Origin of the sequence: Bacillus bruguierae, from assembly GCF_037104725.1 — a bacterium.
GTDB lineage: Bacteria > Bacillota > Bacilli > Bacillales > Bacillaceae_G > Bacillus_A > Bacillus_A bruguierae.
Map to the genome: position 1 here is coordinate 183,396 of NZ_JBAWSX010000008.1, position 23,951 is coordinate 207,346.

Below are 23,951 nucleotides of genomic sequence, written 5' to 3' on the forward strand. Positions count from 1 at the left end.
CTAGGCCCTCCTTTTCGCCGCTGCAACGGCCAATTGACCATATGATAAGCCACCATCATTGCAAGGCATTAGTTCTGGTACATATACAGTAAACTTTCGTTTCACTAATTCTTCTCGTAATCGTTTGCGCAAATAACGATTGTGTAAGCTACCACCGCCTAATATGACGGCTTTGCTTCGCTCAGGTTGTGCACTAGCTATCTTTTCTATGGCGGTAAGAATAGACTGGACAACCGTTTCATGAAAGCGACCGCTAATATTTGCTGCCTCTTCACCTGCTAAAACGTCACACACAATTTCTTTAATCATTGCTTTCATTTGAATTGTAACAAGCTCGTCTTCTATGTATTCATACGAATATGGCTCGTACACGCATGTTTCATCCACTAATTCCGAGAGCAATATTGCTGCCTCTCCGTCATAGCTCACAATTTCTGTAATCCCGCATAGCGCGCTAACTGCATCAAACAAGCGACCGCATGTACCAGCTTGAATAATATTTATATGGTTTTCTATCATTTTCTTTAAAATATGAATTTCTTTCTCTTTATCTGGAAATAGAAGGATTGCTAAACTTTCTCCTTCTTCCCCAAACAAAAATAGCAGCATAGCGACCGCATTTCGCCACGGTTCACGAATACACACTTCTCCGCCAGGAAGAGGTGTATATTGCAAATGAGCAAGTCTTTCCGCACTGCTGGCATCTCCATAAAAAATTTCAAATCCCCAAATGTTTCCGTCAAATCCGTATCCGGTTCCATCAAGGATAACTCCATAAGCTTTTCCTGTAAGATGGTGTTCCTCCATACATGCGGCCATATGGGCATGATGATGCTGCACTTCTAGTACTCTATGAAATCCTTCAATAAGCTGTCTCGTAACATAGCCTGGATGTGTATCGATAACTGCGATGTCCTGCTTTGTATCCATCCATTTCATTAAATGGTTATACTCCTGCCGGTAATGACTCATTGTTTCCACATTTTCCAAATCACCAATGTGCGGTCCAAGAAAAATTTGCTCATTTCTTCCAATTGTAAAAGTTGTTTTCTGTTGTCCGCCAAAGGCAACCATTCCAGATACATCATAACTTGCTGCAAAAGGATCAGGAACATAGCCCCTAGCTCTTCGGAAAAAATCTAAGCGACCGTCGTTTACTTGCACAACCGAATCATCAACAGGGTGAAGGATGTCTCGATTATGAACAAGAAAATAATCAGCGATTCCGTCTAAGTAAGTCAGCGCTTCATTATCTTTATAGAGAATCGGCATCCCAGAAGGATTAGCACTCGTCATGACAAAGCAACCATTCTCATTATACTTAAACAGTAAGTGATGAAGCGGTGTATAGGGAAGCATCACGCCAACTGTCTTCATGTTCGGTGCTATATTTCCTGCCAGTTTACCTTCTTTTTTCTTTACAATTACAATAGGCGCTTCTGGACTTTTCAACAAATTCCTTTCTGCCTCATTCACATAAGCAAAAGTATCAATTGCAAGAACGGAAGCAGCCATAACCGCAAGTGGCCGTGCCGGACGTTTTTTTCGTTTCCGTAGTAGCCCCACAGCCTGTTCATTTGTTGCATCGCAGCAAAGATGATAGCCGCCGAGTCCCTTTATCGCCAGTATATGTCCCGCTTGTATTAACCGCACGGCTTGTTGAATCGGCTGATTCGTTTCAAGCCTATGTCCATGCTGATCCAAAAGTGTAACTTTCGGACCACATGCAGGACAAGCGATAGGCTGAGCATGGTGGCGCCGATTCGTGGGATCTTCATATTCTCTTTGGCAATCGGAGCACATCGCAAAGTTCTTCATCACCGTGTACGGCCGGTCATAGGGCAGTTCTTCAATAATGGTATATCGCGGTCCACACTGCGTACAATTGATAAACGGATATTCATAACGGAAATTGGCCTTATCATTCATCTCTTGTAAACAATCATCGCATACTGCAGAATCGATTGGAATGACAAGGGATGACGTTCCCATACGCTCGCTATCAATAATGATAAACTCGGTTGCATCGGTTGGTTCTGTATTTACTACCGTTATGTTATGAATACGTGAGAGACGGGGCGCTTTACTTTGCAGCTCTAACAAAAACTGCTGCACATTCGCCTTCACTCCTTGCGCTGTAATTCTTACGCCGTCCATATTGTTTTGCACCATTCCCGCTAGATGATATTCATGGGCAAGCTGATATACAAATGGACGAAATCCAACCCCTTGTACCCTCCCGCGGATACTAATATTTACCGCGTACATTTTTTATACGCCTCTTGAATCCATTCATACCATTCTTCCAGTCCAATTTCTGATCTTGCTGAAAGAGGAATAAGCGTTGAATTTGGGTTAATCTCCATTAAATCCTTCTTCGCTTCCTCCACATTAAAATCAAGATAAGGAAGTAAATCAATTTTGTTAAGAAGAACTAGCTCCGTACGTATAAACATTTGCGGATATTTCGGAATCTTATCATTTCCTTCAGGAACGCTAAGAACCGCAACTTTATGGTTCTGTCCCAAATCATATCCAGATGGACAAACAAGGTTACCTACATTCTCAATAAATAATACATCAATCTCATCTAAATCCAGTTCGCCAAGGCTTGCTGCAACCATTCGGGCATCCAAATGGCAGCCGCCATAAGTGTTAATTTGGACCGCCTTCGCTCCCATTGCGCGGATACGATTAGCATCTCGTTCTGTTGCCAAATCTCCTTCAATAACGGCAATACGATAGGATCCAGATAATGCCTTTACCGTTTCCTCTAACAACGTCGTTTTACCAGCTCCAGGAGAGCTCATTAAATTAATCACAAGTGTATTTGTTTTTTCAAAAAGATCGCGGTTAAATTCAGCCGCCTTATTATTGTTCGTTAATACATCTGTTCGTAACGTTATATTCATCAATCATCGTTCCCCTCATAAGATAAAATTTGAAATGTTTCCCCCGCTAACACCTTGCCAGATGGAATGTTACAGTTTGGGCACAATGCGATTTTCTGGGTAGGATGATATGTCAAGCCGCATATAACACATTCCGCCTTCGCTTCCTCTGTATGAATAATTAATTGTGCAGCGTGGCTAAATAGATGTAGGTTTTGGTCACGAAAAATTTCGAAGGCCATCTGCAATGCCTCTGGCATCGCATTGCTAATTTCTCCTACAACTAATTCAATTTTCTTTATTTGTACGATATTTCTTTTTGCTGCATCCTCTTGAACAAGCTGCAAAATATCTCCCATCAATGACATTTCATGCATCGCGATCACCTTTTACTATTGTCTGTAAAACCAACAACATACATTTGATCCTTCCTTTTTATCTGTAACTTTTGGACAGGTAAATTTCCGCCCATCGCGTTAAAATCGTAGTCTTTATCACAATCCATACATGTTGCCATATGATCATACATTCGGACTTGAATAAGATTGGAACAAACCGGACAAATACCGTTAATAGCATGAAGCTTTTCTTCATGTAAAAACACGATAATCGGTTTGCCAGAGACAAAGCGAAATTCTGGCCTAATAAGCGTTTCATCACTTTTCATCACAGGTATCCATGTAATTCCAAGAACTCGACCTGCCGCTTCTTCCACTTTTTTTAAATCATCCTTTAAAAAAGGCTCATACACATATTTCATGGTTTGAAATATGCTTCCTGTCACCTCTTTTAAGAAATCGAGACGATTCATGATACATATCTCCAACGATTTACTTGATTCATAACTGCTTCCGCTAGGTCCCCTAGTTTTGCCTGGTTCGTTCCCGTTAGTTCTACACCAAGCTCTAATGAAGTGGGCTGCATTCCAAACATAATAATCTTTTTCGGATAGCGTTCTCTGAATTTCGCTGCAAATAACACTTCCTGAAAGCCCATTTGATGAACGGACATCTTTATACCAAAATAAGCAGGAATTTCATCCCCTTCTAATGAAAGAATAGTTCCGCCTTCTACACCTGCATTAATCGCATCAATAATAATAAGATTTTCCGCTTCCTCAACCGGACCTAGAAGCTTCATTCCATCCGTTAATCCTTCTATAATCTCAATTTGCTTATCGTCCTTATACACTTCTTCAAGCAGCGGCAACAAATGAATGCCAACACCCTCATCTGTGAAGAGGGTGTTGCCAATTCCAAGTATCGTGATTTTCGCTTCCTTATTTTGATTCATCATTCTTATCACCAACTAATTTTTTTGGTTCAGTCTTGTAGCCTGTAAACATTGACGAAATGGTGCCATTTCGTTCCATATAATCATCACGGACTGCCATATAGATATGAATAACTGTAAATAACATAAACGCCCATGCCACTAAATGGTGCCAGGAACGAATCGTATAGCTATCTCCGCCAAACAAAGTCGGAACCCAAACAAATAGCTTAGCCCAAAATGATTCTGGCTGCGGCTCAAAATACATATAATAGCCTGTTAGCATCATTACCCAAGAACCAAGACCGATAAAGATCCAGTAGCTAAGCTGTGCCAGTGGATTGTGGCCAATGTAATGCGGCTTTTTATTTTTTAAGAATAAGTAAAATTTAATCGTTTCTAATACTTCTTTCCAAAACACCAAGCGAAATGGGTTCGATGTGGCAAATTTATTTCCTATAAACGCCCAGAACAATCGATAAAGAAGATTGATTGTGAAAAGAAATGCTGCAAAAAAGTGTATATATCTCGCCCATCCCATGAGATAAGAGTAATATGCTTCCTCTTGTACACTTGAACTAACGAATGGTTTTCCAATATAAATTCCCGTTATCATGAGCAAGATAATTGCCACTACGTTAATCCAATGAAACACTCGAACCGGTAATTGCCATACATAAATTTTGACAACATTTTTTGTTTTCTTATATTGAATTGGACGTTCTGGATGAAGCGTCACTTCGCTGTTTTTTTCTGAAACAAGCGTATTGGTGTTATGTGTTGTTGGCATGAGGTCTGACATAATGTGTCTCCTCCTAACCTAATCGGATTTCAGTTGTTTTATTAGACTCTAAATCTGTTAAATGCACTGCACAAGCAAGGCAAGGATCAAAGGAATGAATAATCCGTAAAATTTCTAATGGCTGTTCCTTATTCAGCAGCGGTGTTCCCTTCAATGCCGCTTCATAAGCTCCAAGATTATTGTTGTGATCACGCGGCGATGCATTCCAAGTAGATGGAACGACAGCTTGATAGTTTTTTGTTTTTCCATTTTCAATATCAATCCAGTGCCCTAGTGCTCCGCGCGGTGCCTCAACCCAACCAACTCCTTTTGTTTTCTTCGGCCAGGTGCTTGGCTCCCATTTTGTACGGTCAAATGTGACCTGGTTTCCATTCTTCACATTATGAAGTAATTCATCCATATCATGTCGAATCCAATTCGATAGAAGAGTCGTTTCGAGCGCACGTGCCACTGTACGACCAAGCGCTGATTTCATTGCAGTAATTGGAAGATCTAGCTTTTTCAGCGTGTCGTCCATCAAGCTTATAATCTCTTTATCTCCTGCTGCATAACCAACCATCATCCGAGCGAGCGGACCTGTTTCCATCGGCTGATTCTTCCAGCGCGGTGTTTTCAGCCAACTATATTGCTTATTCGTATCCAGATTCTTATACGGTGCTTTCGGTCCTGTATAATGAAGGGACGTTTCTCCTTCAAACGGATGCTTTCCAATCCCACCGCCTTCCTTGCCATCATATGTATACCAAGAATGATCAATAAACTCTTTCACCTGTTCAGGATCTTTGAGATCTACATCATGTACTTCATTCATGTTTCCATTTAAAATAATTCCTCTTGGGAATCGGTATGATTTCGTATCATATATGCTGCGCGTAGAGAAATCACCATAGCATAAATAATTATCTAATCCGCCGCCATATGTCCAATCTTTATAGTAAGAACCGATGGCAATTACGTCAGGCACATACACTTGACTTACGAATTCACGAGCTTGGTCAATGATTTGAGATACATGCATTAATCGTTCTGCATGAATACCATTGTCACTATTAATATCAAGTGGAGTTGCCATACCTCCTACTACATAGTGAGGATGCGGATTTTTACCTCCAAAAATCGTTTGTACTTTTACAACTTCTTTTTGCCAGTCAAGTGCTTCTAAATAGTGAGCAACTGCTAATAAGTTCACTTCTGGCGGAAGTTTATATGCATTATGTCCCCAATATCCATTCGCAAAGATGCCAAGTTGTCCGCTATCTACAAGTTTCTTTATTTTGTTTTGCACATCTGCAAAATATCCTGGAGAAGATTTTGGCCAACTTGAAATCGATTGTGCAATTCGTGATGTTTCAGAAGGATTTGCCTTTAACGCACTTACTACATCGACCCAGTCTAACGCATGTAAATGATAGAAGTGAACGACATGGTCATGAAAGAAGATAACCATATTCATAATGTCCCGTATCAAATGAGCATTTCTCGGAATTTTAATTTCTAGTGCATCTTCAACGGCCCGAAGTGACGCAAGAGCATGAGTCGATGTACAAACACCGCAAATACGTTGAATGTACGCCCATACGTCACGAGGGTCACGGTCTCGAACGATTAACTCCAGTCCCCGAACCGCTGTCCCAGAACTAAATGCATCCTTAATCATACCCCTATCATCGATATCTACCTCAACGCGAAGATGGCCTTCAATTCTCGTAACTGGATCTACTACTATACGCTCGCTCATTCGTCTTCCCCTCGTTTGTCATCGATTTTTTTCTTAATTACAGTTCCTGCTGCATGAACAGCAATACCTGCTGTCGTAACACCAACTGCTGCTAATCCAATCGTATCCGGATTAATCGTTGTTTGTGAGCCAGGAATTTTCGCTCTTCTTGTGTAGAAAGGACCATTATCCCAGAATCCCTTTTCCGAGCAGCCAATACAAGGATTTCCCGATTGAATCGGATAGCTAACCCCGCCGTTCCAGCGCATTTCAGCACAGGAATTATAAGTTGTTGGCCCTTTACAGCCAACCTTATATAAGCAATACCCTTGCTTTGCTCCTTCATCATCGAAGGACTCTACAAACAGACCTGCATCAAAATAGGCGCGGCGGTTACATTTATCATGGATACGATGGCGATAAAATGCCTTCGGACGTCCGAGATAATCTAATTCTGGTAATTTTCCGAATGTTATAATGTGAGCAATCACACCAGTCATTACCTCTGCAATCGGCGGGCAACCTGGAACGAGAATAGTAGGTGTGCTCGTTTGAAAGCTTGTAATTGGTTTTGCCCCCGTTGGATTTGGATAAGCAGCAGGAATGCCACCCCATGCAGAACAAGATCCATAGGCAATGACAGCTTGCGCGTTCGAAGCCATTTCAATAAAAGTATCTTTTCCTGATTTTCCTCCAATGTTTAAGAAGCCCTCTTGAGGAATACTTCCCTCAACAGCAAGAACATACTTTCCTTTATATTTTTTCAACACCTGTTCCATCGCTGCTTCAATTTGAAATCCAGATGCAGCCGAAAGAACTTCTGTGTATTCGAGTGAAATCATATCAAATAAAACGCTTTCAATTTTAGGTTGAGAAGAACGAATAAACGACTCTGAACAGCCTGTACAATCTTGGAATTGCAGCCATACTACAGGAACTCTTGTACTCGTCTCCATCGCCTTTACAACTTTATCTGTTTTTGAAAAATCGAGACCAATCGCCGCAGCCAATACAGTGCACATTTTCAAAAAATCTCTTCGGGTAACCCCATTATCCATCGCAGTTTCATAGATTGTTTTCTGCTTTTTCATTTGCTAGCCCCCTCCATTTTCCATGGAACAAGTAAGTAATACTCAGAAATTCAGGGTAAATGTAACATACTAACCCTATTTTCGTCTTGATACGGAAGAATTGTTCACAAAAACTCTTTCATCACTTTTCATAACTATTTGATAGTGTCCCCTTGCTCGTAAACAGTCCATTCTTTCTCTTCTTCCTGCCTGCGCTTCAATTGCTTTCGAAAAACAAACTTAGAAAGAGAAATGCTGATTTCATACAGCACGAATAACGGGATTGTTACGATAAAATCGGACACGAAATCTGGCGGCGTAATGACAACAGCAATTACAGCCAGAATAAAATAGGCATACTTACGAATGGTTGATAATACATAAGGGTTTAAAATACCGAGCGAAGTTAAAAACATAACTACGACTGGAAGCTCGAATAAAACCCCAAACGGCAATGTCACATTCATCATAAATTGAAAATATTTCTCCGCTGTAAATTGAGTCACAAACATATCCTGACCCAAATGAAGCAAAAATGAAAGAATCATAGGAAAAATAACAAAATAGCCAAACGCAAGCCCGATGATAAATAAGAAAAAGAGTGCTGGTACATATGTAAGCGCAATCTTTCTCTCCTTCGGACGCAGCGCAGGACGTACAAACAACCAAATTTGTATCGCAATGACAGGGATTGTGCCTGCAATTGCAACCACCGTCGCAAGCATAAAATATACCCATAATATATCACTTGGTCCGAGTACCGATAGTTTCATATCTATTCCCTTTGCAAACCATTTATAAATATCAGTGGCAAACATAAATCCAACGATAAAAAAAACGACAAATGCAACAGCTGAAATGATAATCCGTTTGCGCAATTCCTCTAAATGGTCCACAATCTGTAATTCTTTATCTATCATCCTCTTCTCCTACCCATTCACAATGGTTACGGCTACCGCTTTACAAAAAAACGACTCGCATAAAAACACGAAATCGTTTTCATAAAAAAGTAAAACCGCAGACATTTCAAATTCTTGCTACTACACTTTACTTTGCTTCAACTTTTTGCTCTTCCTTCTTCTCAATCTTTACTTCACTTATCACATCATCCCTTAATTCAGCTGTAGATTTCTTAAATTCCTTCAACGTTTGACCAAACGCACGACCAATTTCCGGGAGCTTCTTAGGGCCAAATATAATAAGTGCAAGAGTTAGAATTAAAATTAAACCAGGAACACCAATATTAGAAAACATGCGAATTCACCCCTTCACTTCTGATGTGTATTTCTGAAATAATTATAGTATTATTTTGGTAAACAATGTCCTAAATAGTGGAAAGTTCACAAGAAGTTCGAATATGAACGAAATGTGTCAGTTTTGTTGTTCGTGTAATAAGGTACTTTTCATATTGATTTGCACATCATTAAACTATATATATCCAGTTTCATTTTCCGACATATAGGTCGCTGCTATACAGAATATAACATGACCGCTACTTGCCTTCTCCTGTTGTTTGAAACCTTGCCTGTAGCAGAAAAAAGGCCCTGACCGCTTCTATGCATAGCCAGATGCTCTCGCCCTCCTAAAAAGAAAGAGGGTTTATATTGATTTTTCAACTTATACTTATATGGTTTAAGGAGAATTTATGAATTTATTTACTTTTATAATAGTAATTTATTTTTATCTGTTATAATTTACCTTTGAAATGACATTCCTGCATTGTATTTGGTCGAATGTTGCTTCTTACTTACTAACATTTATAACGTATTTTTAAACTTTTTATCTCGTAGGTTATATTATTAAAGGAGGTATATGAATGGAGATGAGTTTTCTATCCATTCTGGCTTTAGGATTTGTACTTGGAATCAAGCATGCAATTGAGCCGGATCATATAATCGCTGTTTCTACTATCGCTAGTCAAAGCAAAAAATTATTTCGCTCCACTTTAGCAGGAGTATTCTGGGGAATAGGTCATACTGCTACATTATTTATCATTGGAATTATTCTTATTTTTATGAAAGGTGAAATACCAGAAAAATGGGCGATGTCATTAGAATTTTTAGTAGGTATTATGCTCGTTTATCTTGGTGTGACCACCGTCTTCTCTTTAAAAAATATTCATGTACATCAGCACGAACATGATGGAGAAGAACATAAGCATATCCACTCTCATATACATAGCGGTAAACATGAGCATAAACGCCAACATAAAAATGTTTCATATTTAAAATCCATGTTGATCGGCTTAGTGCACGGACTTGCTGGAAGTGGAGCAATGGTTCTATTAACTATGAGTACGGTGAAGAGTGTTTGGGAAGCGGCTATTTATATTCTTATATTTGGTGTAGGGACTGTTATTGGGATGCTTTTCTTTACTACAATTATTGGACTTCCATTTGTTTTTAGCGCAAAAAAAATAAGGCTGAATAAAACACTCACCAAAATAACTGGGAGCATCAGTATAGTGTTTGGGATATATTACATGTACAACATAGGGATAACAGAAGGGCTGTTTCAACTTTGGATCCAATAGCAATTATTTAAAAGAAGAAAAGAGATGGGTTTTCCATCTCTTTTTATACTTTTAATTCGCTGTTTTTCTAACCCGATCCGCTATAACTGACAACAAAAACTTCGGCAATACAAGCTGCCGTTTTATTCTCTTCGGCTGTGTTACCAACCTATATAACCATTCTGTTCCTGTATCTCTCATAACCTTTGGGGCTCTTTTTACATTACCTGATATAATGTCGATCATCCCGCCAATACCAATGGACAACGGGACATTTAGTTCTTGAAGATTGTCATAGATAAACATCTCTTGCTTAGGAGAACCAAGGCCTACAAGCAGCAAATGCGGTTGAAACTGTTTGATTTGATCTTTTACTTCTTCGATTTGTTCCTTACCTATAAAACCGTGTTGCCCTTGAAAAATGGCATGTGGATAGTTTATTTTTAAATTTTTAATTGCTTTTTCATTATTTTCTGGAGCAGCTCCAAAAAGAAACACGCGATAGCTGTTTTGATTACAATATTCTATTAAGTCATACGTTAAATCTGCACCTGTCACCCGCTCTTTCAACTGTCCATTTAAAATTTTCGAACCGAGTATAATGCCGATTCCGTCAGCTGTGATTATGTCTGCAGATAACAAAATATTTTTGAAGTGTACAGATTCAGACGCTGTCTCTTTCGCAGACATCACAATTTCAGGATTGGCAGTAACAATGAATCTTGGTTTCTCGTTCTTTTCTGATAACCAATCTTTTAGTATATGTACTACCTGTTTATACTCCAAACTACAAAATGGTATTCCTTTTATATATTGTTGTTTCATTTCTTAAATCTAATTCCCTTCATATGTTTCTATCATTATGTAAATTTTCACTTCAAACTACCATCACAGTACTTATGATAACTAATATGTATCATATTTTAAAACACCTATCCATACATTCATCAGTCGCTTACATCCTTTTTAAAAGTAAAAGTTAAAAATTAAAATTACGAATAAGGAATTGAAGCTCTTGTTTTAATTCCTTTTTTTCACATTTCTCTTTAGTCTGTAAGGAGATTTTGTCTGCTTCCATTAAGAAATATTTCAATTGCAAGTAACTGCTTAATGGAAATTCGTGTTCGGCCCATAAATTTTGATAACCCACAATTCCATATCTAAGTAATATTTGATCCGCTTCTTTTATAACCATTTTAACAAAGTCAAGAAAATTACAAGTGGCGTCTACAATGGTTACGCCTTCCTTCCCCTTAATATAGTCTAGTGTGTCATTATATTCTGTTATAGTTAAGAATAGTTCCTTGCTGTCTTGAAGCTCGAGTCTCCAACCTAATCCATGGGGCTCTTCCTCCCATAAAAAAGTTACAACTCGTTCTTCACCATTTGATAAGTCGGTTAAACCACCTAATAAACCTCCAAATGCATCAGTTATGTAACTGGGACTAAATACAATTTTTTGGGAGTTTAGTTCAATAAATCCGTTTGCCCAACCAGTACCAATTAACTCATATTTAAATTGCATATATACCTCCGACATTATTAATCTTAAAATATGGCTCTCGTTCTTCACATAAGTATGATTATTAATCATTAATATTTCTTAATTTATATAAAAACATATATCTCTTGAAAATTAGAAGCAAGGCCCCTGCTTGAACATCTGTAATATTATCAAAACTAGTAGATACATTTACAACAATTTCTGAAGGAGTGTCCATTACATAGCCTTGCTCAAAGGTGAAGGTACTATATTTTTCAAATTTTTTATTATGTTTTATTAAATAACATGCTAGTGCCGCATTTGATGTACCAGTAGCGCTTTCTTCCGGAATACCAAACAAAGGTGCAAAGTTTCTACAATGCGCTGTGGAATTATGCAATGTTTCTAATGTAAATACATCATAACCTGTTACATTATATGTTTTACTTATTTCAGCAACCCTTTTCATATTAGGAGAAATCTTTAACAGGTCTGTAAGCCCTCTTACAGGTATAATGATGTCACGTAAACCTGTAGACACAATTTGAATGGGCATATCAGATATTAATTTTTCCTTATCTAAATTTAAAGATTTCATAATTTCTTCACAGGGAAGTGTTTGAAGAAATTCCGGAAGATTTTGCTGTAAAGAGATCATTTTATTGTTATGTACCTCTACACTTAGTACCCCTGCTTTCGTTTTTATCGAGTATATCTTTGAGCTCATTCCTCTAATCTGAACCAATAAAGAGAAAGTAGCAATTGTAGCATGTCCGCATATAGCAACTTCTTCATTTGGTGTAAAATATTTAATTTCATAGTCTGCATCTACAGAAGGAAGTACAAAGACAGTTTCGGAAAAATTTAATTTATTTGCAATAGCTTGCATAGTTTTTGTTGTAAGACCCTTTGTATCTAAAACAACCCCAGCAGGATTTCCACCTTTTTCATCTTTCGTGAAGGCATTTAACATATATGCTTTAATCTTCAATCCTGTTATCTCCTTTTCCGACTGACATATATATTCCGTACAGAGTTAACGTAAAAAAGCTTGTACTTCCTTCATTTTGATTTATATTTTCTTCTTTATTAGATTTTGTTAAGGAATAATTTGTCTCTAGAATCTCCCTCTATTCCATGTGCTCCTCATACAATTGAACAACCTCAAGCGAGTTATCCAACTCCTGCAGCCTTTTCACTAAACTTTCCACACCAAATATTTCTGTAAATGTATGACTGCCTACAATAAGATTAATCTTTTTAAACTGTGCATACTGAACTGTATATAACGTCTTTTCTCCCGTAATGTATGTATCGCAGCCGCTGTCCAATGCTGCTTGAATATGATCAGTTGAATGGCCTGCTCCTGTTATAATACCAATTCGTTTTACTTCTTTATCATTATTTTTCCACGCCTTCACCTTTTCACCTAGTTTATTCTCTACTCTTTCTACAAGCTCTGCAAACGGAATTGGATTTGTATATTCACCGACGCCAGGTAATTCTTCATCGTCACAAGAAGAATACGTTATCATTTCATCAATTTCGATTGTATGAAATAACGAAGTACACGTTCCGAATTCAACAAAATCTAACGGTGAATGCACCCAAAAGTGATTGATGTTATATTCTTTCAGTTTTGTTGCACAAGCTTCTTCCATTCCGTATAGAAACTCCCATGCATCATGATGCGTTATCATCATATCTACATTCTCTTTCTTTGCTTCTTCAATCGTTTCAAGTGTTAAATTAGTAGTATAACCAATCTTATGAAAATGTTCATTGCTTACGTTTGTTATCCCAAACTGATCACCGTACTTACGTAAATGTTCTCCAAATAGTTCCTCAATGTATTGGTTGAATTGTTTTATATGCATATTTTTCTCTCCCCTTAATATTCTCATTTCCGCAAAAATTATAATTCAATGACTCTATCGCATACTTGTGCTACATATGGATCATGTGTGACAATAACAATTGTTTTTCCCTCTTTATTTAGATTTTTTAAAATTTGTATAATTTCATTTCTATTAGAATCGTCTAAAGATCCTGTTGGTTCATCGGCCAATATTAATTCGCAAGGCTTTAGAAGTATCCTTGCTATGGCGACTCTTTGTTGCTCACCACCTGAAAGCTCGTGTATTTTTTGCTGTAATGATACGCTCAGCCCAACTTTTTCTAACGCGACTGTTTTCAGTTCTTTCTTTTCCTTCTTTGTTTTTTTCACATAAATCAAGGGAATTTCTAAATTTTTATTTACAGTATCATTGTCGATGAGTGCGTAATTTTGAAAGAGATACGACATTTTCGTTCTCAGAAGCTTATTTGCTTTACTAGAACTCATACTAGGACTCTCTTCACCAAACAATTTAACGACTCCGCTATCTGGATTTTCAAGCATTCCCATAATATTAAGAATCGTTGTTTTACCGGATCCGCTTTTTCCAGTAATCGCAACCATTTCCCCTTCACAAATTTTTAAATTGAACTCATCTAGAATCGTATGATTTCCATAACTTTTACTAACATCTATCAGTTCGCATATATATTGCATTCGTTTCTATTAACCTCCTTTTATTACCGTTGTTTTTTTTCTTCGCTCTATAGTGATTAATGCGATAATAGACGCGGTAAATTCAATTAAAATAAGCATCGCCGCTACCGTAAGCAATTTCATATCAAACTCTTTTTTTACGATGAAACAAATCGATAGTTGTACGACCCACGTCAATACAAATAACAACATGTATCCCTTATATGTTCTAAAAAAACCTACGCCAAATAAGCGATGCACCACTATTTTCTGCTGATTTTTATTGAAATACACAATAATATTTTGTATAACCAAAAATAATATGCCGACAATTAATACACTAGTAACCGTCAATAGTATTTTCATTGTTTTTTGCAGATTGTATATATCTTTTAAAATATGTTGATCAACTGTTACAAGATATTTTAAATTATCATCTAGTCCTAACCTTTTAAGTTCTGGCTCCAAAGCCTTATAAGTTAATCCTGCATCTCTGTCAATTAACTTGATTTTTAAGGGATCGTTCGCCCCTCCGCCTAATATAAGATCTCTTTCTCCAACAAAACTATTCTTCTCTGTCATTACCTCTATAATTTCATCTCTAATTTTATTATTTTCAGATTTATATACATCTGGATTGAAACTAAAGATCTCCTGATTATTTTTTATCCAAATAATGTCTATTTTTCGATTACGTAAATGATTCGGGACCTCTCTATGCATTCTTTTTTCTTCATATTCTATTGCTGGCTTTCTCCATTCTCCAAAATAATGAAGAATTTCTTTTTCCCTGTTCTGGTATTTTTCAGGTACTAATAGAATCCAGTTTTCCATATCTTCTGTAACTTTCACGCGCTTATTTTGAATGTCATATAGCGGAAATTCGCGAAGGTAATTATTATTTACTGTAACTGACCGAATTCCTTTATAATCCTTGCTTAAAATAAGCTGTAATTCTTCATAATCCTTAGAATCAATTAATACCGCTCCCATTTTATTTAAAATAGAATAAAGCTCTCCATTTATTATTGACACCGTTTTATCCATCTCTTGTTGACCTTCTTCATTCCCACCAGAAAGTGGATAAAAGACACCATAATCTTTGTTTTTCTCCCAGTTTTTTAAATTCTCTTGTTTGTCTTTCACCGTGATATATTGTTCTAAAACAGACGTCCCTAATAAAACAAATATAATAGAACAAGTAACTTTCAATAGCGAATTTAATACAAATATACCTTTTGTATCTTTTCTATTTTTAATCATTTGATTGACTTTAATTTTAGAAATATAAAAATATGAAACGAGAGATAATATTGTAATGATAAGATATGTTTTACATTGATCGAACACAACGGTGTAGATAAACCCCGAAGTTACACTTTTTACGAAAGCAGCTGCAAGTACGGAAATGAATAACGATATAATAAACATACTAATAATGGTTCTGCCTATAACAATAAACCATAAACGTATATTCGATACACCGTGCATTTTTATAACACCAATTCTTTTCGCTTCGTTAAATACATAATAAATGAGAAAACATAGGAACACGATAAACACTATATACTGAATATAGGATAAAGAATTAATTGGTGAACCAAAAGCTTCTTCGTTATTACTAAGATTCCGTTTAAAATCGTCAGCAACAATATACTGTTTCGGCTTAAAATGTTGATTTAGCTTTTTAGAGAAAAGTTTTAAAAATGCATCGTATGATTTATCGTCTACTACTTCTACGACATATCGTCCTGCCATAGGTAAGTGTCCATATGACGTTTGAAGCAGTTTAATTGTAATCTTATGATTATCCCCAAAGTCCTTTATAACCCCTTTTTGGTTTGTATCCTTCGTATGTACTGTCGATAAAAAAGCATCACCTTGCAATGTGTCTTTCGGCTTTAATATATTCCCGCTACTTACCTGAAACTGTTTGAAATATGCCGTTTCAGTTGTTAGTAACACATACTTCAAAATTTCTGCCTGTTCATCTTTGTGATACGTAACATTTGTACGAAAAATATTTGTATGTGACTCCTTTGCTGCATCAAGCAATATAGGATAAATTTCACTAGGATTACTAAAAAGCATCACATCTGGGATAACGAACTCTTTACCTATCCGCTGTTCTACCTTTTCCATTTTTTCAAATTCTTTATGATCGGTTTGTTGAAATGCAATAAACCCTGACAATATAGAAGCTACAATAAGAAAAAACACAACAACTTTTTTCATGACATCCTCCTCTGTCATATTTTAGTATATTTTTAGAAAAATGGAAACATTAGGATGGATATTGTCTATATATATAAATTCATTTTAATTTTTCGACATATAGGTCACTGCTATGCAGAATACAACATAACCGCTTCTATGCACGGCCAGATGCTCTCGCTCGCCTAAAAAGAAAGCGGGTTTTTATGTCGATTTTTTAATTTATATTTATATAGCTTCATTTTTCACTTCAAAATGAAATCTATTAGTAGCTAGCAGATATAAAGATATTTACTAAACTTGTACATAACAATTCGAAAATTATTGAAAATAAAATTCGAAAAATATAGAATAAAATAAAGTGAAACTTTAATCAGTGGGGGTATTACTGCCCAAAAATAGCGGGATAAAAAAGGAGGCTGAACAATGAAAGTAATGAACCTTAATGCAACAAGAGAAACGTATTCTGTTCAAATTAAACATTCGATTTTTTTCGAAATGGGATTAGGTATTGCGGCTTTTACGTATTACGATTTTCACCATACTTTTGAAAAGCCGATAGAGTATTGGAAGGAGATTGAGAAAAAATTACCTGCGGCCGTTCGCGAAGCACTACAGTATACACACAAGCACAACACATGGTTCGCTTTGCTGCAATTACTTCACTCTCGTACTTTTGATTCTCTTGAAAGTTTCTTTCATTTTCTTGATGAACTAACTGAAGAGGAATTACGTTGGCACTCTCTTCCTTATATCGGATTACAGCATGAAGGTAATCGGCAAAAAGCATCCCAGCAAGACAGTGCAGCTATTACTTCCCTTATAAAAGCTTGCCAACATCATAAGTTCTTTCCAGCATACATAAAACATATTTCATCTATCGATACTTCCTTTCTTAAAGAACATTTAAAAATCATCTCTGAAGGTTGGTATGAAACTGTGATACAACCTAATTACATCGAGTTTACCAGTATGCTTGAACGTGATGCCCAGCAAAAACGTGCACTTCAATCAACGCATCATCCAGAAGAGCTTGTCAAATATATAACCGGTAGTCCGTATCAACCTGAGCCTTCTATTCATCAAGTTATACTTATCCCGCAATATGTGTATCGGCCTTGGAATGTAGAAACAACTTTACCAGGGATGAAAGTATTTTATTATCCAATCTCAGACAATAATGTGAGTTTAATCGAAGATCCCTATTCTCCGCCTTCTACATTAGTTCATAGTTTTAAGGCACTTGGAGATGAAACGCGATTAAAAATTATAAAGTTGCTAACAGAAAGAGATCATTCACTTCAAGAGCTAACCGAGCAGCTTAAAATTCCAAAAACGACTCTTCATCATCATTTGTCTTTACTTCGGGCAGCTCGCATCATTAATGGCAAAGGTTCTCGGTATTATATACAGCTTGATCATTTAACTTCTCTCCAAGGAAAATTACAGCGTTTTCTAGAAAAGAGGTGAAAAAATGAAGGAAAATCAACATGTATTTAGCAACCGTTCTTTTTTATGTTTATGGCTCGGGGAAACCATTTCTGAACTAGGAGGAGCGATAGGCGCTCTATGTAATTCGTTATTATTGTATGAATTGACCGGGTCAAAGTCCGCTATGGGAACGCTATGGCTAACGTATTTTATCCCGTCTTTAATTCTTCAGCTGTTTATCGGCCCGTTCATTGACAGGATAAGTCGTAAATATATTATGCTGTGGTCTCAAATTTTAAGAGGAATGGTGTTTTTTATACCCGTTCTTCTTATGTTTTCAGGTCAGATTGAGATATGGTGTTTGTTCATTATTCAAATCGTACTTGGAATTTTGCAACCTCTATATGTTCCTGCTGCGTCAGCCCTGCTTCCTACAATTGTCGAACATAATAAACTGACACAAGCAAATGCCTGGCTTGACGGTACAGTCCGAACAATGAGCTTCTTAGCTCCTACACTAGGAGGACTCATCATTGCTTACATAGGAGCTTCATCTACTTATATAATGGTAGGAGTTTTATTTCTTATAAGTGCGAGTAGCCTTGCTTATCTTCATGAGCCTTCCGTTACACACGATAGTAAAAAGGTGACTTGGTTAAAACAAATCATTTCTGGATATCAATATTTTTTCAAGCAACGTACGCTTATATGGCTTGGCTTCTTTACTTCTTTAGTTCAATTTAGCGTTGGGGTAACAATGGTAATCAACGTTCCATATATAATAGAAGAATTAAGCGGAACATCTTTTTCATATGGTATTTTTATGGGGAGTTTTCCTTTCGGTTATGTAATTGGTTCTTTCCTAGTCGGAAAATGGGGAAATACATGGCCGCAAAGATACGTTATGCTTTCTGGTCTACTTATGGGCGGGTTATCATTTTTCTTACTTGGTTTTGTAACCTCCTTTCCTCTTGCTGTTTTATGCGAAATTCTTGGAGGTATTTGTTTCCCATTTTTCAATATTCATCAAACGAGTCTTCTTCAAAAAATCGTTCCTTCTCATCTTATGGGACAAATATTTTCTGTTCGACTCTTCTTGATCCGAGCAACTATGCCTTTAGGTATTTTATTTGCAGGGCAAATTGTCGAAATATCAGGTATCCGTTTTTTGTATATCATGATTGGTAGTATTATTCTTATTCCTGCTTTATTTGGGATGTTACTTCCCTTCTTTTCCTTTTTAGATGAGGAGAATAATAGCGTTACTAACACGTAGTTTTCTTTATGTTATCCAAAAGATAGTATAATTTTATTAGGAAATATATTTACACTAAGGGAGATTTTTACCAATGAATAATTTAAAAATGACTTTGCTAGAACATGAAGTTCCATTTGATATTATTCATCACGAAAAACAAATACGTACCGCCCAAGAAGGTGCAGATTATTTCGGAATTGAGATTGGTCAAACGGCTGCAACATTAGTGATCAAGTCAGAAAAAGATTATTTTGCGGTTATTGTTTCTGGAGCTCGCGGACGTGTAAATTTACAAGAAGTATCGGGGATTTTAAGATGCAATCAATTGAAAATGGCGACTCCGCAAGAAATTAAGCAAATAACTGGATACAATGTTGGCAGCGTATCTTTAGTTCTTCCATTACCTTGTATCTTAGATAGAGGCCTTATGTGCTATCCATTTATTTACGGAGGTACAGGCGAACCAACATCAACGTTGAAGATTGACCCAAATGCGTTAGAAAACATAAATCAAGTTACTGCTTTTCTCGATTAAGGTAGTGACTCAAGAAGTTCACCTTTTTTCAGTACTGTTCCCATGCCATCTAATAAAGTAACAAGTGGATTTATCAGAATTATAGAAACGAAAAGAAGATGAACATCTATTTACAATAGGTAGTTATCTTCTTTTTCTCTTTAAAAAGATTTTTTAGTACTCATTTTCTATTATTTAGATTGGTTTGGTAAATTTTTTTATATGAATCACTTTTTTAATAGAAAATACACATAGTAAAAACGAATCTAACTTATTTCGTTTTTATTACATCGAAAACTATTGGAGATTTCTTCCATACCCTGAAAACAGCTAAGTATTATTTACACTTAAGAACAACACATTATCGCCTTATTAAAGGCATCTTCAGGGATATACACTTTATTTTCTTTAATTTTATATGGAATATGATTTTTTTCAAGAATACCTGTATTAACAGAATCTACAGTGTCACCCCATCGTACATATTTACCACTGTAGCCTTTTGGGTAAAAAAACACTACTAAAAGAACAGAAAAACATAAAAATAAAAATGCGATTCGTTTCTTTCCCAAAATTTTCACCTCTCCATTCATAATATAGCTATATAGAATTCATAAGTATGTTAAATATAAGTAGTCTGTACACCCATGCCCATCAACTTAAGCATCCTCTCTACTTCGTCATAAAGTTTTAATGTTTAAAAATAAAATAAAAAAGCCTTGCCACTCAAATTTTTTAAAGTTAATGATATAGGCCTAATCTATAAAGTATAAACTACTATTTATGAACCGTCACAATTACTCCGTCCATATTGTTCCCTGAAATTTCATAATGCTGATTTACCGGGACATTAATGGTCGTATTTTTTGAAACTTTATAATAAGAAACCTTATACTTTTCCCCCCCAACATTAGTTGAAATCTCCTTTTTTTCCTTCAAGAAATCTAAGTATTCTTCTAAAGTAAATTTCTTTTTTTGCATGATTGCACTATGAGGCCAACCGACGTAACGTATATGCCATGGCTCATATTGAATTCCTGTAATATTACTTTTATTTTTCGGATAGCGTAAAACAAAACCGTATTTCCATACATTGTCTTCAATCCATTTTCCTTCAGGGGCTTTCTCCATTTTCATTTGAGTAGACCCTACATCAAGTGATAGCCCTAAATTATGTTCACTATATCCTGCTGGTAATGCATAATCAGAACCCATTTTTTCATATAGATTCCTTTGTTCTTTAAAATCTCGATAACCGCTACTGATCAAAAAATAATGAACCCCTTCTTTTTCTGCAGCATCTACAATCTTCAAAAAATTTCTCAAAATATCCTTTGATAAACGAAGATTTCTATCATGCACTACATATCCTCTTACTAATTCCGTATTTTGAAATACATTTATAATATCAGACCTTATGCTATCTTTCTGAACAGGATAATCTTTATTGACTAATAATAAATCACCCTTATAAATTTGTTCTTTTGTAATCTCTTTCTTTTCAGTATTTGTAGAGTTTACCTCATCACCTTTTTCTGCGATTTTAACATCTACTCCATTTTGAAATAATGGTGCAATATAAATACCGACACATACTGTGCACAATATAAAAAGAGAAATAAATACCCACTTTTTCATTCCTAGTTCCTCCTTGACCTAACTTACGTATAGGATAGAAAAAACTATTTAAATAAATAGTGGGGTAAACTTTAAATTTTTATTAAATTATTAAATGAGATTCCACGTCATCGTCTTTCGGTAACCTCACTTCAAATATTGTTCTTATTACATTACTTTCTGCAGAAATCGTCCCATTATGCTGTTCCACAATGTTTTTCGCAATAAATAACCCAAGGCCCGTACTATCCTGCTGTTGAGTTCTTGCTTTGTCTCCTGTATAAAACATATCAAAAAGATACGGTAAATCTTCCTTTGGAATGCTATCTCCATAATTAATAATTTGTACAACAACTTTTCCATTATCAATATACCCGTTGATATCAACAAATTGTCCATCATATCCGTAGCGAATTGCATTCGTTAAAAGATTTTCAAATACTCTTGCTAATAATTTTCCATCTCCATTAATAGTTAAGTGAGGATTCACATTCATTCTGGCTACTAAGTCTTGTTTCTCTAATAACGGATATAATTCTTCATCTAACTGTATAAGTAATTCACTTATATCAATTGGTCTCTTTTCCAGCTTCAGCATGCCATAGTTCATTCTTGTTATTTCAAATAATTCATCTATCAAGTTCTCAAGTCGTTGAGATTTCGTAAAAGCAATAGTAGAAAAATGTTTAATTTGTTCCCTCGTCAAATTCTCATCTTTAAGAATTAAATCTAAATAACCCAAAACAGATGTTAATGGTGTTCTTAAATCGTGAGCCAGATTGACAACTAACTGATCTTTACTACTTTCTGCAAAATCTCCTCTTGCTACCGCTTCTTTTAACTTTTCACTTGCTAGGTTAATTTCGTGTGCGATACCCCCAAACTCGTCATTCGATGAAATAAGAACTCGGTTTGTAAAATCACCGTTAGCAAGATGATGAATCCCATTAGAGATTTCATGAAAATACTTCAAATATGGTCTGGTAAGAAAGAAGAAAAACAAAATAGATAAAGGAATAAATATAATTAAAAAGAAATTAATGTCTCCAATTTCTCTTATCGTTGAACGGAATTGAGCTAAAGAATCCTCATAACGAACCACTTTTTTATAGTAGAGTTGTAGCCCTTTGTAGATCATATACGTTATGCTACCAGCTAGTATCATACTTAACGCAAATAGTGCGATCATTTTTGAACGAAAGCTTCTTATCATTTTAGTCATTGAAAGTATAACCTACCCCCCAAACCGTTTTTATCAATTTATTCTTTCTTTTATCTTCTCCAAGTTTTTTCCTTAAGGTACGTATATGTACCATTACTGTGTTTCTACCTTCGTAATAATCTTCTGCCCATACTTGTTGAAAGATATTTTCCACACTATATACTTTCTTCGGATGACTTGCTAATAAATATAAAATATCAAATTCCTTTGGAGTTAATTCAATTGGTTCTTCATATACACTAACTGTCCGTTGTTCAGGATAAATGACTACTCCACCAATTTCTAAAACTGATTTATTGTCCTCTGCTTTCGGTTGATTTAACATTAAAAATCGGCGTAATTGCGCATTTACACGGGCAACTAATTCAATCGGAGTGAAAGGTTTCGTCATATAATCATCTGCACCTATTACAAGTCCTGTCACCTTATCAAAATCAGATGTTTTTGCACTTAAAAAAATGATGGGCATATGATATTGTGCACGAATTTGACGCGTTACTTCATAACCGTCCATTTTAGGCATCATAATATCTAAAATCACCAAATCAATTGGTTGAGAGTGAATAACACGAATAGCTTCTTTTCCATCAGCTACTTTAATAACATGGTAGCCTTCTTTTTCTAAATGTATCGCAATTAAATTAGCAACTTCTATCTCATCGTCAGCTATTAAAATTGAAATTCGATTCATTCTACTCCACCCCTATATCATTTCGTTTCTATTCTATTGGCGCTCTAAAAAATTTGCTCATTATATATTTTCATACACCCGATTTTATACTAGTCCACTCTGTTTTTACAATAGGGAGATACAGTCGAGATACGTGTAAAACTAGATCATAGTACTAGGGAATCTGACTTCCAGTTTAGTGATCTCATCATAAATGCCCTTCAGCTTAAGATATTTTAATACCCAAAAGTACTTAAAAACCTTTATTTTTTCTAAACAAGCTAGATTAGAAAGGATGGCGCTTTTTGTCTGTCTGTTTCTATATCTGACGAGATTTTGCTAGAAATATTAGTTTTGTGCAACGAACCAATAAGTATCAAGCAAAAGATTTAGTCGCTTTATGTGTATGAATGAACCAATTTGTTTTGAATATAGACGGGAAATGGCTGTCGGCAAGCATTTGATAGTTAAGTAAGCAACATGCACGATTCTGGAACAACACATTTAAGGGATTAAAAACAACTTACAGATTCTTATTCTACAGAAAATAAAAATAAATCCATAAAAAAAGTCTAATCAAAACACATTTAGAATTCTTTATCTGATGAAAATGTAATTCAATATATTATTGATGATAGTGAGATTAAGAATGAAGACATTAATTTTGAAGATAGAAAGATTGATGAAGAAAGACCAACAAATGAATTAGTATTAACTTTAAAAGCGATCCCTAAGATTGATTATA

24 protein-coding genes are annotated in these 23,951 nt (G+C 35.8%); 4 read left to right on the forward strand and 20 right to left on the reverse strand.

The genetic code is table 11. The features are described from left to right. The 10 genes from hypF to tatA form a co-directional block, all read right to left on the reverse strand. Complete coding sequence (gene hypF, locus WAZ07_RS15130; protein ID WP_336473134.1) at window positions 1-2,268, reverse strand: carbamoyltransferase HypF; 2,268 nt, start codon at window positions 2,266-2,268, stop codon at window positions 1-3. Beyond that, entirely contained in the window at window positions 2,256-2,912 is a 657-nt protein-coding gene (hypB, locus tag WAZ07_RS15135) for a hydrogenase nickel incorporation protein HypB (protein WP_336473177.1), read from the reverse strand. The genes hypF and hypB overlap by 13 nt, the downstream gene beginning before the upstream one ends. Further along, window positions 2,912-3,268, reverse strand: coding sequence for a hydrogenase maturation nickel metallochaperone HypA/HybF (locus tag WAZ07_RS15140; protein ID WP_336473135.1), 357 nt, complete (start codon window positions 3,266-3,268; stop codon window positions 2,912-2,914). The genes hypB and WAZ07_RS15140 overlap by 1 nt, the downstream gene beginning before the upstream one ends. A gap of 5 nt (window positions 3,269-3,273) precedes the next feature. Next, the gene (locus WAZ07_RS15145) at window positions 3,274-3,702 is read right to left on the reverse strand and encodes a Rieske (2Fe-2S) protein (RefSeq protein WP_336473136.1); all 429 of its coding nucleotides are present in this window, start codon (window positions 3,700-3,702) and stop codon (window positions 3,274-3,276) included. Beyond that, a complete protein-coding gene (locus WAZ07_RS15150) occupies window positions 3,699-4,184 on the reverse strand; it encodes a HyaD/HybD family hydrogenase maturation endopeptidase (RefSeq protein ID WP_336473178.1) in 486 nt (161 codons plus the stop codon). The genes WAZ07_RS15145 and WAZ07_RS15150 overlap by 4 nt, the downstream gene beginning before the upstream one ends. Beyond that, a complete protein-coding gene (gene cybH / locus WAZ07_RS15155) occupies window positions 4,171-4,965 on the reverse strand; it encodes a Ni/Fe-hydrogenase, b-type cytochrome subunit (RefSeq protein WP_336473137.1) in 795 nt (264 codons plus the stop codon). Before cybH ends, WAZ07_RS15150 begins: the two co-directional genes overlap by 14 nt. A 13-nt stretch (window positions 4,966-4,978) precedes the next feature. After that, window positions 4,979-6,703, reverse strand: coding sequence for a nickel-dependent hydrogenase large subunit (locus WAZ07_RS15160; RefSeq protein ID WP_336473138.1), 1,725 nt, complete (start codon window positions 6,701-6,703; stop codon window positions 4,979-4,981). Further along, on the reverse strand, window positions 6,700-7,773 hold the full coding sequence (locus tag WAZ07_RS15165) for a hydrogenase small subunit (RefSeq protein WP_336473139.1): 1,074 nt from the start codon (window positions 7,771-7,773) through the stop codon (window positions 6,700-6,702). The genes WAZ07_RS15160 and WAZ07_RS15165 overlap by 4 nt, the downstream gene beginning before the upstream one ends. A 134-nt stretch (window positions 7,774-7,907) precedes the next feature. Then, the gene (gene tatC, locus WAZ07_RS15170; RefSeq protein ID WP_336473140.1) at window positions 7,908-8,672 is read right to left on the reverse strand and encodes a twin-arginine translocase subunit TatC; all 765 of its coding nucleotides are present in this window, start codon (window positions 8,670-8,672) and stop codon (window positions 7,908-7,910) included. Window positions 8,673-8,799: 127 nt separating this feature from the next. After that, window positions 8,800-9,006 (reverse strand): twin-arginine translocase TatA/TatE family subunit, encoded by a 207-nt coding sequence (gene tatA, locus WAZ07_RS15175; protein ID WP_336473141.1) that lies wholly within the window; start codon window positions 9,004-9,006, stop codon window positions 8,800-8,802. A 562-nt stretch (window positions 9,007-9,568) separates the two neighbouring features. On the opposite strand from tatA, the gene WAZ07_RS15180 reads away from it, so the two are divergent. Continuing rightward, window positions 9,569-10,285: a HoxN/HupN/NixA family nickel/cobalt transporter gene (locus WAZ07_RS15180; RefSeq protein ID WP_336473142.1), complete on the forward strand. Its 717-nt coding sequence runs from the start codon at window positions 9,569-9,571 to the stop codon at window positions 10,283-10,285. Window positions 10,286-10,336: 51 nt separating this feature from the next. On the opposite strand, the gene WAZ07_RS15185 is transcribed toward WAZ07_RS15180, so the two are convergent. From WAZ07_RS15185 to WAZ07_RS15210, 6 genes are all read right to left on the reverse strand, one after another. Next, the gene (locus tag WAZ07_RS15185) at window positions 10,337-11,089 is read right to left on the reverse strand and encodes a WecB/TagA/CpsF family glycosyltransferase (protein ID WP_336473143.1); all 753 of its coding nucleotides are present in this window, start codon (window positions 11,087-11,089) and stop codon (window positions 10,337-10,339) included. Between the two features lie 154 nt (window positions 11,090-11,243). Further along, a complete protein-coding gene (locus WAZ07_RS15190) occupies window positions 11,244-11,789 on the reverse strand; it encodes a hypothetical protein (RefSeq protein WP_336473144.1) in 546 nt (181 codons plus the stop codon). Between the two features lie 61 nt (window positions 11,790-11,850). Beyond that, window positions 11,851-12,738, reverse strand: a complete 888-nt coding sequence (locus WAZ07_RS15195; RefSeq protein WP_336473145.1) for a PhzF family phenazine biosynthesis protein — start codon at window positions 12,736-12,738, stop codon at window positions 11,851-11,853. Between the two features lie 139 nt (window positions 12,739-12,877). Then, on the reverse strand, window positions 12,878-13,624 hold the full coding sequence (locus WAZ07_RS15200; RefSeq protein ID WP_336473146.1) for a Nif3-like dinuclear metal center hexameric protein: 747 nt from the start codon (window positions 13,622-13,624) through the stop codon (window positions 12,878-12,880). Between the two features lie 38 nt (window positions 13,625-13,662). Beyond that, window positions 13,663-14,301, reverse strand: coding sequence for an ABC transporter ATP-binding protein (locus WAZ07_RS15205; RefSeq protein WP_336473147.1), 639 nt, complete (start codon window positions 14,299-14,301; stop codon window positions 13,663-13,665). 9 nt (window positions 14,302-14,310) lie between these two features. Further along, window positions 14,311-16,515, reverse strand: coding sequence for a bacteriocin-associated integral membrane family protein (locus WAZ07_RS15210; RefSeq protein ID WP_336473148.1), 2,205 nt, complete (start codon window positions 16,513-16,515; stop codon window positions 14,311-14,313). A 405-nt stretch (window positions 16,516-16,920) separates the two neighbouring features. On the opposite strand from WAZ07_RS15210, the gene WAZ07_RS15215 reads away from it, so the two are divergent. The 3 genes from WAZ07_RS15215 (at window position 16,921) to WAZ07_RS15225 (ending at window position 19,718) form a co-directional block, all read left to right on the forward strand. Continuing rightward, complete coding sequence (locus tag WAZ07_RS15215) at window positions 16,921-17,964, forward strand: ArsR/SmtB family transcription factor (RefSeq protein ID WP_336473149.1); 1,044 nt, start codon at window positions 16,921-16,923, stop codon at window positions 17,962-17,964. Between the two features lie 4 nt (window positions 17,965-17,968). After that, on the forward strand, window positions 17,969-19,201 hold the full coding sequence (locus WAZ07_RS15220) for an MFS transporter (protein ID WP_336473150.1): 1,233 nt from the start codon (window positions 17,969-17,971) through the stop codon (window positions 19,199-19,201). A 73-nt stretch (window positions 19,202-19,274) separates the two neighbouring features. Further along, entirely contained in the window at window positions 19,275-19,718 is a 444-nt protein-coding gene (locus tag WAZ07_RS15225; protein ID WP_336473151.1) for an aminoacyl-tRNA deacylase, read from the forward strand. Between the two features lie 326 nt (window positions 19,719-20,044). On the opposite strand, the gene WAZ07_RS15230 is transcribed toward WAZ07_RS15225, so the two are convergent. The 4 genes from WAZ07_RS15230 to WAZ07_RS15245 all read right to left on the reverse strand — a co-directional run bounded on the left by WAZ07_RS15230 (window position 20,045) and on the right by WAZ07_RS15245 (window position 23,227). Beyond that, window positions 20,045-20,290 (reverse strand): hypothetical protein, encoded by a 246-nt coding sequence (locus tag WAZ07_RS15230; protein ID WP_413788894.1) that lies wholly within the window; start codon window positions 20,288-20,290, stop codon window positions 20,045-20,047. A gap of 184 nt (window positions 20,291-20,474) precedes the next feature. Continuing rightward, window positions 20,475-21,335: a M15 family metallopeptidase gene (locus WAZ07_RS15235; RefSeq protein WP_336473153.1), complete on the reverse strand. Its 861-nt coding sequence runs from the start codon at window positions 21,333-21,335 to the stop codon at window positions 20,475-20,477. 82 nt (window positions 21,336-21,417) lie between these two features. Beyond that, a complete protein-coding gene (locus WAZ07_RS15240) occupies window positions 21,418-22,536 on the reverse strand; it encodes a HAMP domain-containing sensor histidine kinase (RefSeq protein ID WP_336473154.1) in 1,119 nt (372 codons plus the stop codon). Beyond that, the gene (locus WAZ07_RS15245; protein WP_336473155.1) at window positions 22,529-23,227 is read right to left on the reverse strand and encodes a response regulator transcription factor; all 699 of its coding nucleotides are present in this window, start codon (window positions 23,225-23,227) and stop codon (window positions 22,529-22,531) included. The genes WAZ07_RS15240 and WAZ07_RS15245 overlap by 8 nt, the downstream gene beginning before the upstream one ends. Between the last annotated feature and the right edge of the window lie 724 nt (window positions 23,228-23,951).

Coding starts and splice junctions, on each gene's coding strand:
- WAZ07_RS15245 (WP_336473155.1), bottom strand. CDS start 23,227: ATGAATCGAATTTCAATTTTAATAGCTGACGATGAGATAGAAGTTGCT.
- hypF (WP_336473134.1), bottom strand. CDS start 2,268: ATGTACGCGGTAAATATTAGTATCCGCGGGAGGGTACAAGGGGTTGGA.
- WAZ07_RS15235 (WP_336473153.1), bottom strand. CDS start 21,335: ATGAAAAAGTGGGTATTTATTTCTCTTTTTATATTGTGCACAGTATGT.
- WAZ07_RS15150 (WP_336473178.1), bottom strand. CDS start 4,184: ATGAATCAAAATAAGGAAGCGAAAATCACGATACTTGGAATTGGCAAC.
- WAZ07_RS15200 (WP_336473146.1), bottom strand. CDS start 13,624: ATGCATATAAAACAATTCAACCAATACATTGAGGAACTATTTGGAGAA.
- WAZ07_RS15240 (WP_336473154.1), bottom strand. CDS start 22,536: ATGACTAAAATGATAAGAAGCTTTCGTTCAAAAATGATCGCACTATTT.
- WAZ07_RS15180 (WP_336473142.1), top strand. CDS start 9,569: ATGGAGATGAGTTTTCTATCCATTCTGGCTTTAGGATTTGTACTTGGA.
- WAZ07_RS15220 (WP_336473150.1), top strand. CDS start 17,969: ATGAAGGAAAATCAACATGTATTTAGCAACCGTTCTTTTTTATGTTTA.
- WAZ07_RS15140 (WP_336473135.1), bottom strand. CDS start 3,268: ATGCATGAAATGTCATTGATGGGAGATATTTTGCAGCTTGTTCAAGAG.
- WAZ07_RS15205 (WP_336473147.1), bottom strand. CDS start 14,301: ATGCAATATATATGCGAACTGATAGATGTTAGTAAAAGTTATGGAAAT.
- WAZ07_RS15185 (WP_336473143.1), bottom strand. CDS start 11,089: ATGAAACAACAATATATAAAAGGAATACCATTTTGTAGTTTGGAGTAT.
- WAZ07_RS15215 (WP_336473149.1), top strand. CDS start 16,921: ATGAAAGTAATGAACCTTAATGCAACAAGAGAAACGTATTCTGTTCAA.
- WAZ07_RS15160 (WP_336473138.1), bottom strand. CDS start 6,703: ATGAGCGAGCGTATAGTAGTAGATCCAGTTACGAGAATTGAAGGCCAT.
- WAZ07_RS15145 (WP_336473136.1), bottom strand. CDS start 3,702: ATGAATCGTCTCGATTTCTTAAAAGAGGTGACAGGAAGCATATTTCAA.
- tatA (WP_336473141.1), bottom strand. CDS start 9,006: ATGTTTTCTAATATTGGTGTTCCTGGTTTAATTTTAATTCTAACTCTT.
- WAZ07_RS15230 (WP_413788894.1), bottom strand. CDS start 20,290: ATGAATGGAGAGGTGAAAATTTTGGGAAAGAAACGAATCGCATTTTTA.
- WAZ07_RS15225 (WP_336473151.1), top strand. CDS start 19,275: ATGAATAATTTAAAAATGACTTTGCTAGAACATGAAGTTCCATTTGAT.
- WAZ07_RS15165 (WP_336473139.1), bottom strand. CDS start 7,773: ATGAAAAAGCAGAAAACAATCTATGAAACTGCGATGGATAATGGGGTT.
- cybH (WP_336473137.1), bottom strand. CDS start 4,965: ATGTCAGACCTCATGCCAACAACACATAACACCAATACGCTTGTTTCA.
- WAZ07_RS15210 (WP_336473148.1), bottom strand. CDS start 16,515: ATGAAAAAAGTTGTTGTGTTTTTTCTTATTGTAGCTTCTATATTGTCA.
- tatC (WP_336473140.1), bottom strand. CDS start 8,672: ATGATAGATAAAGAATTACAGATTGTGGACCATTTAGAGGAATTGCGC.
- hypB (WP_336473177.1), bottom strand. CDS start 2,912: ATGAATATAACGTTACGAACAGATGTATTAACGAACAATAATAAGGCG.
- WAZ07_RS15190 (WP_336473144.1), bottom strand. CDS start 11,789: ATGCAATTTAAATATGAGTTAATTGGTACTGGTTGGGCAAACGGATTT.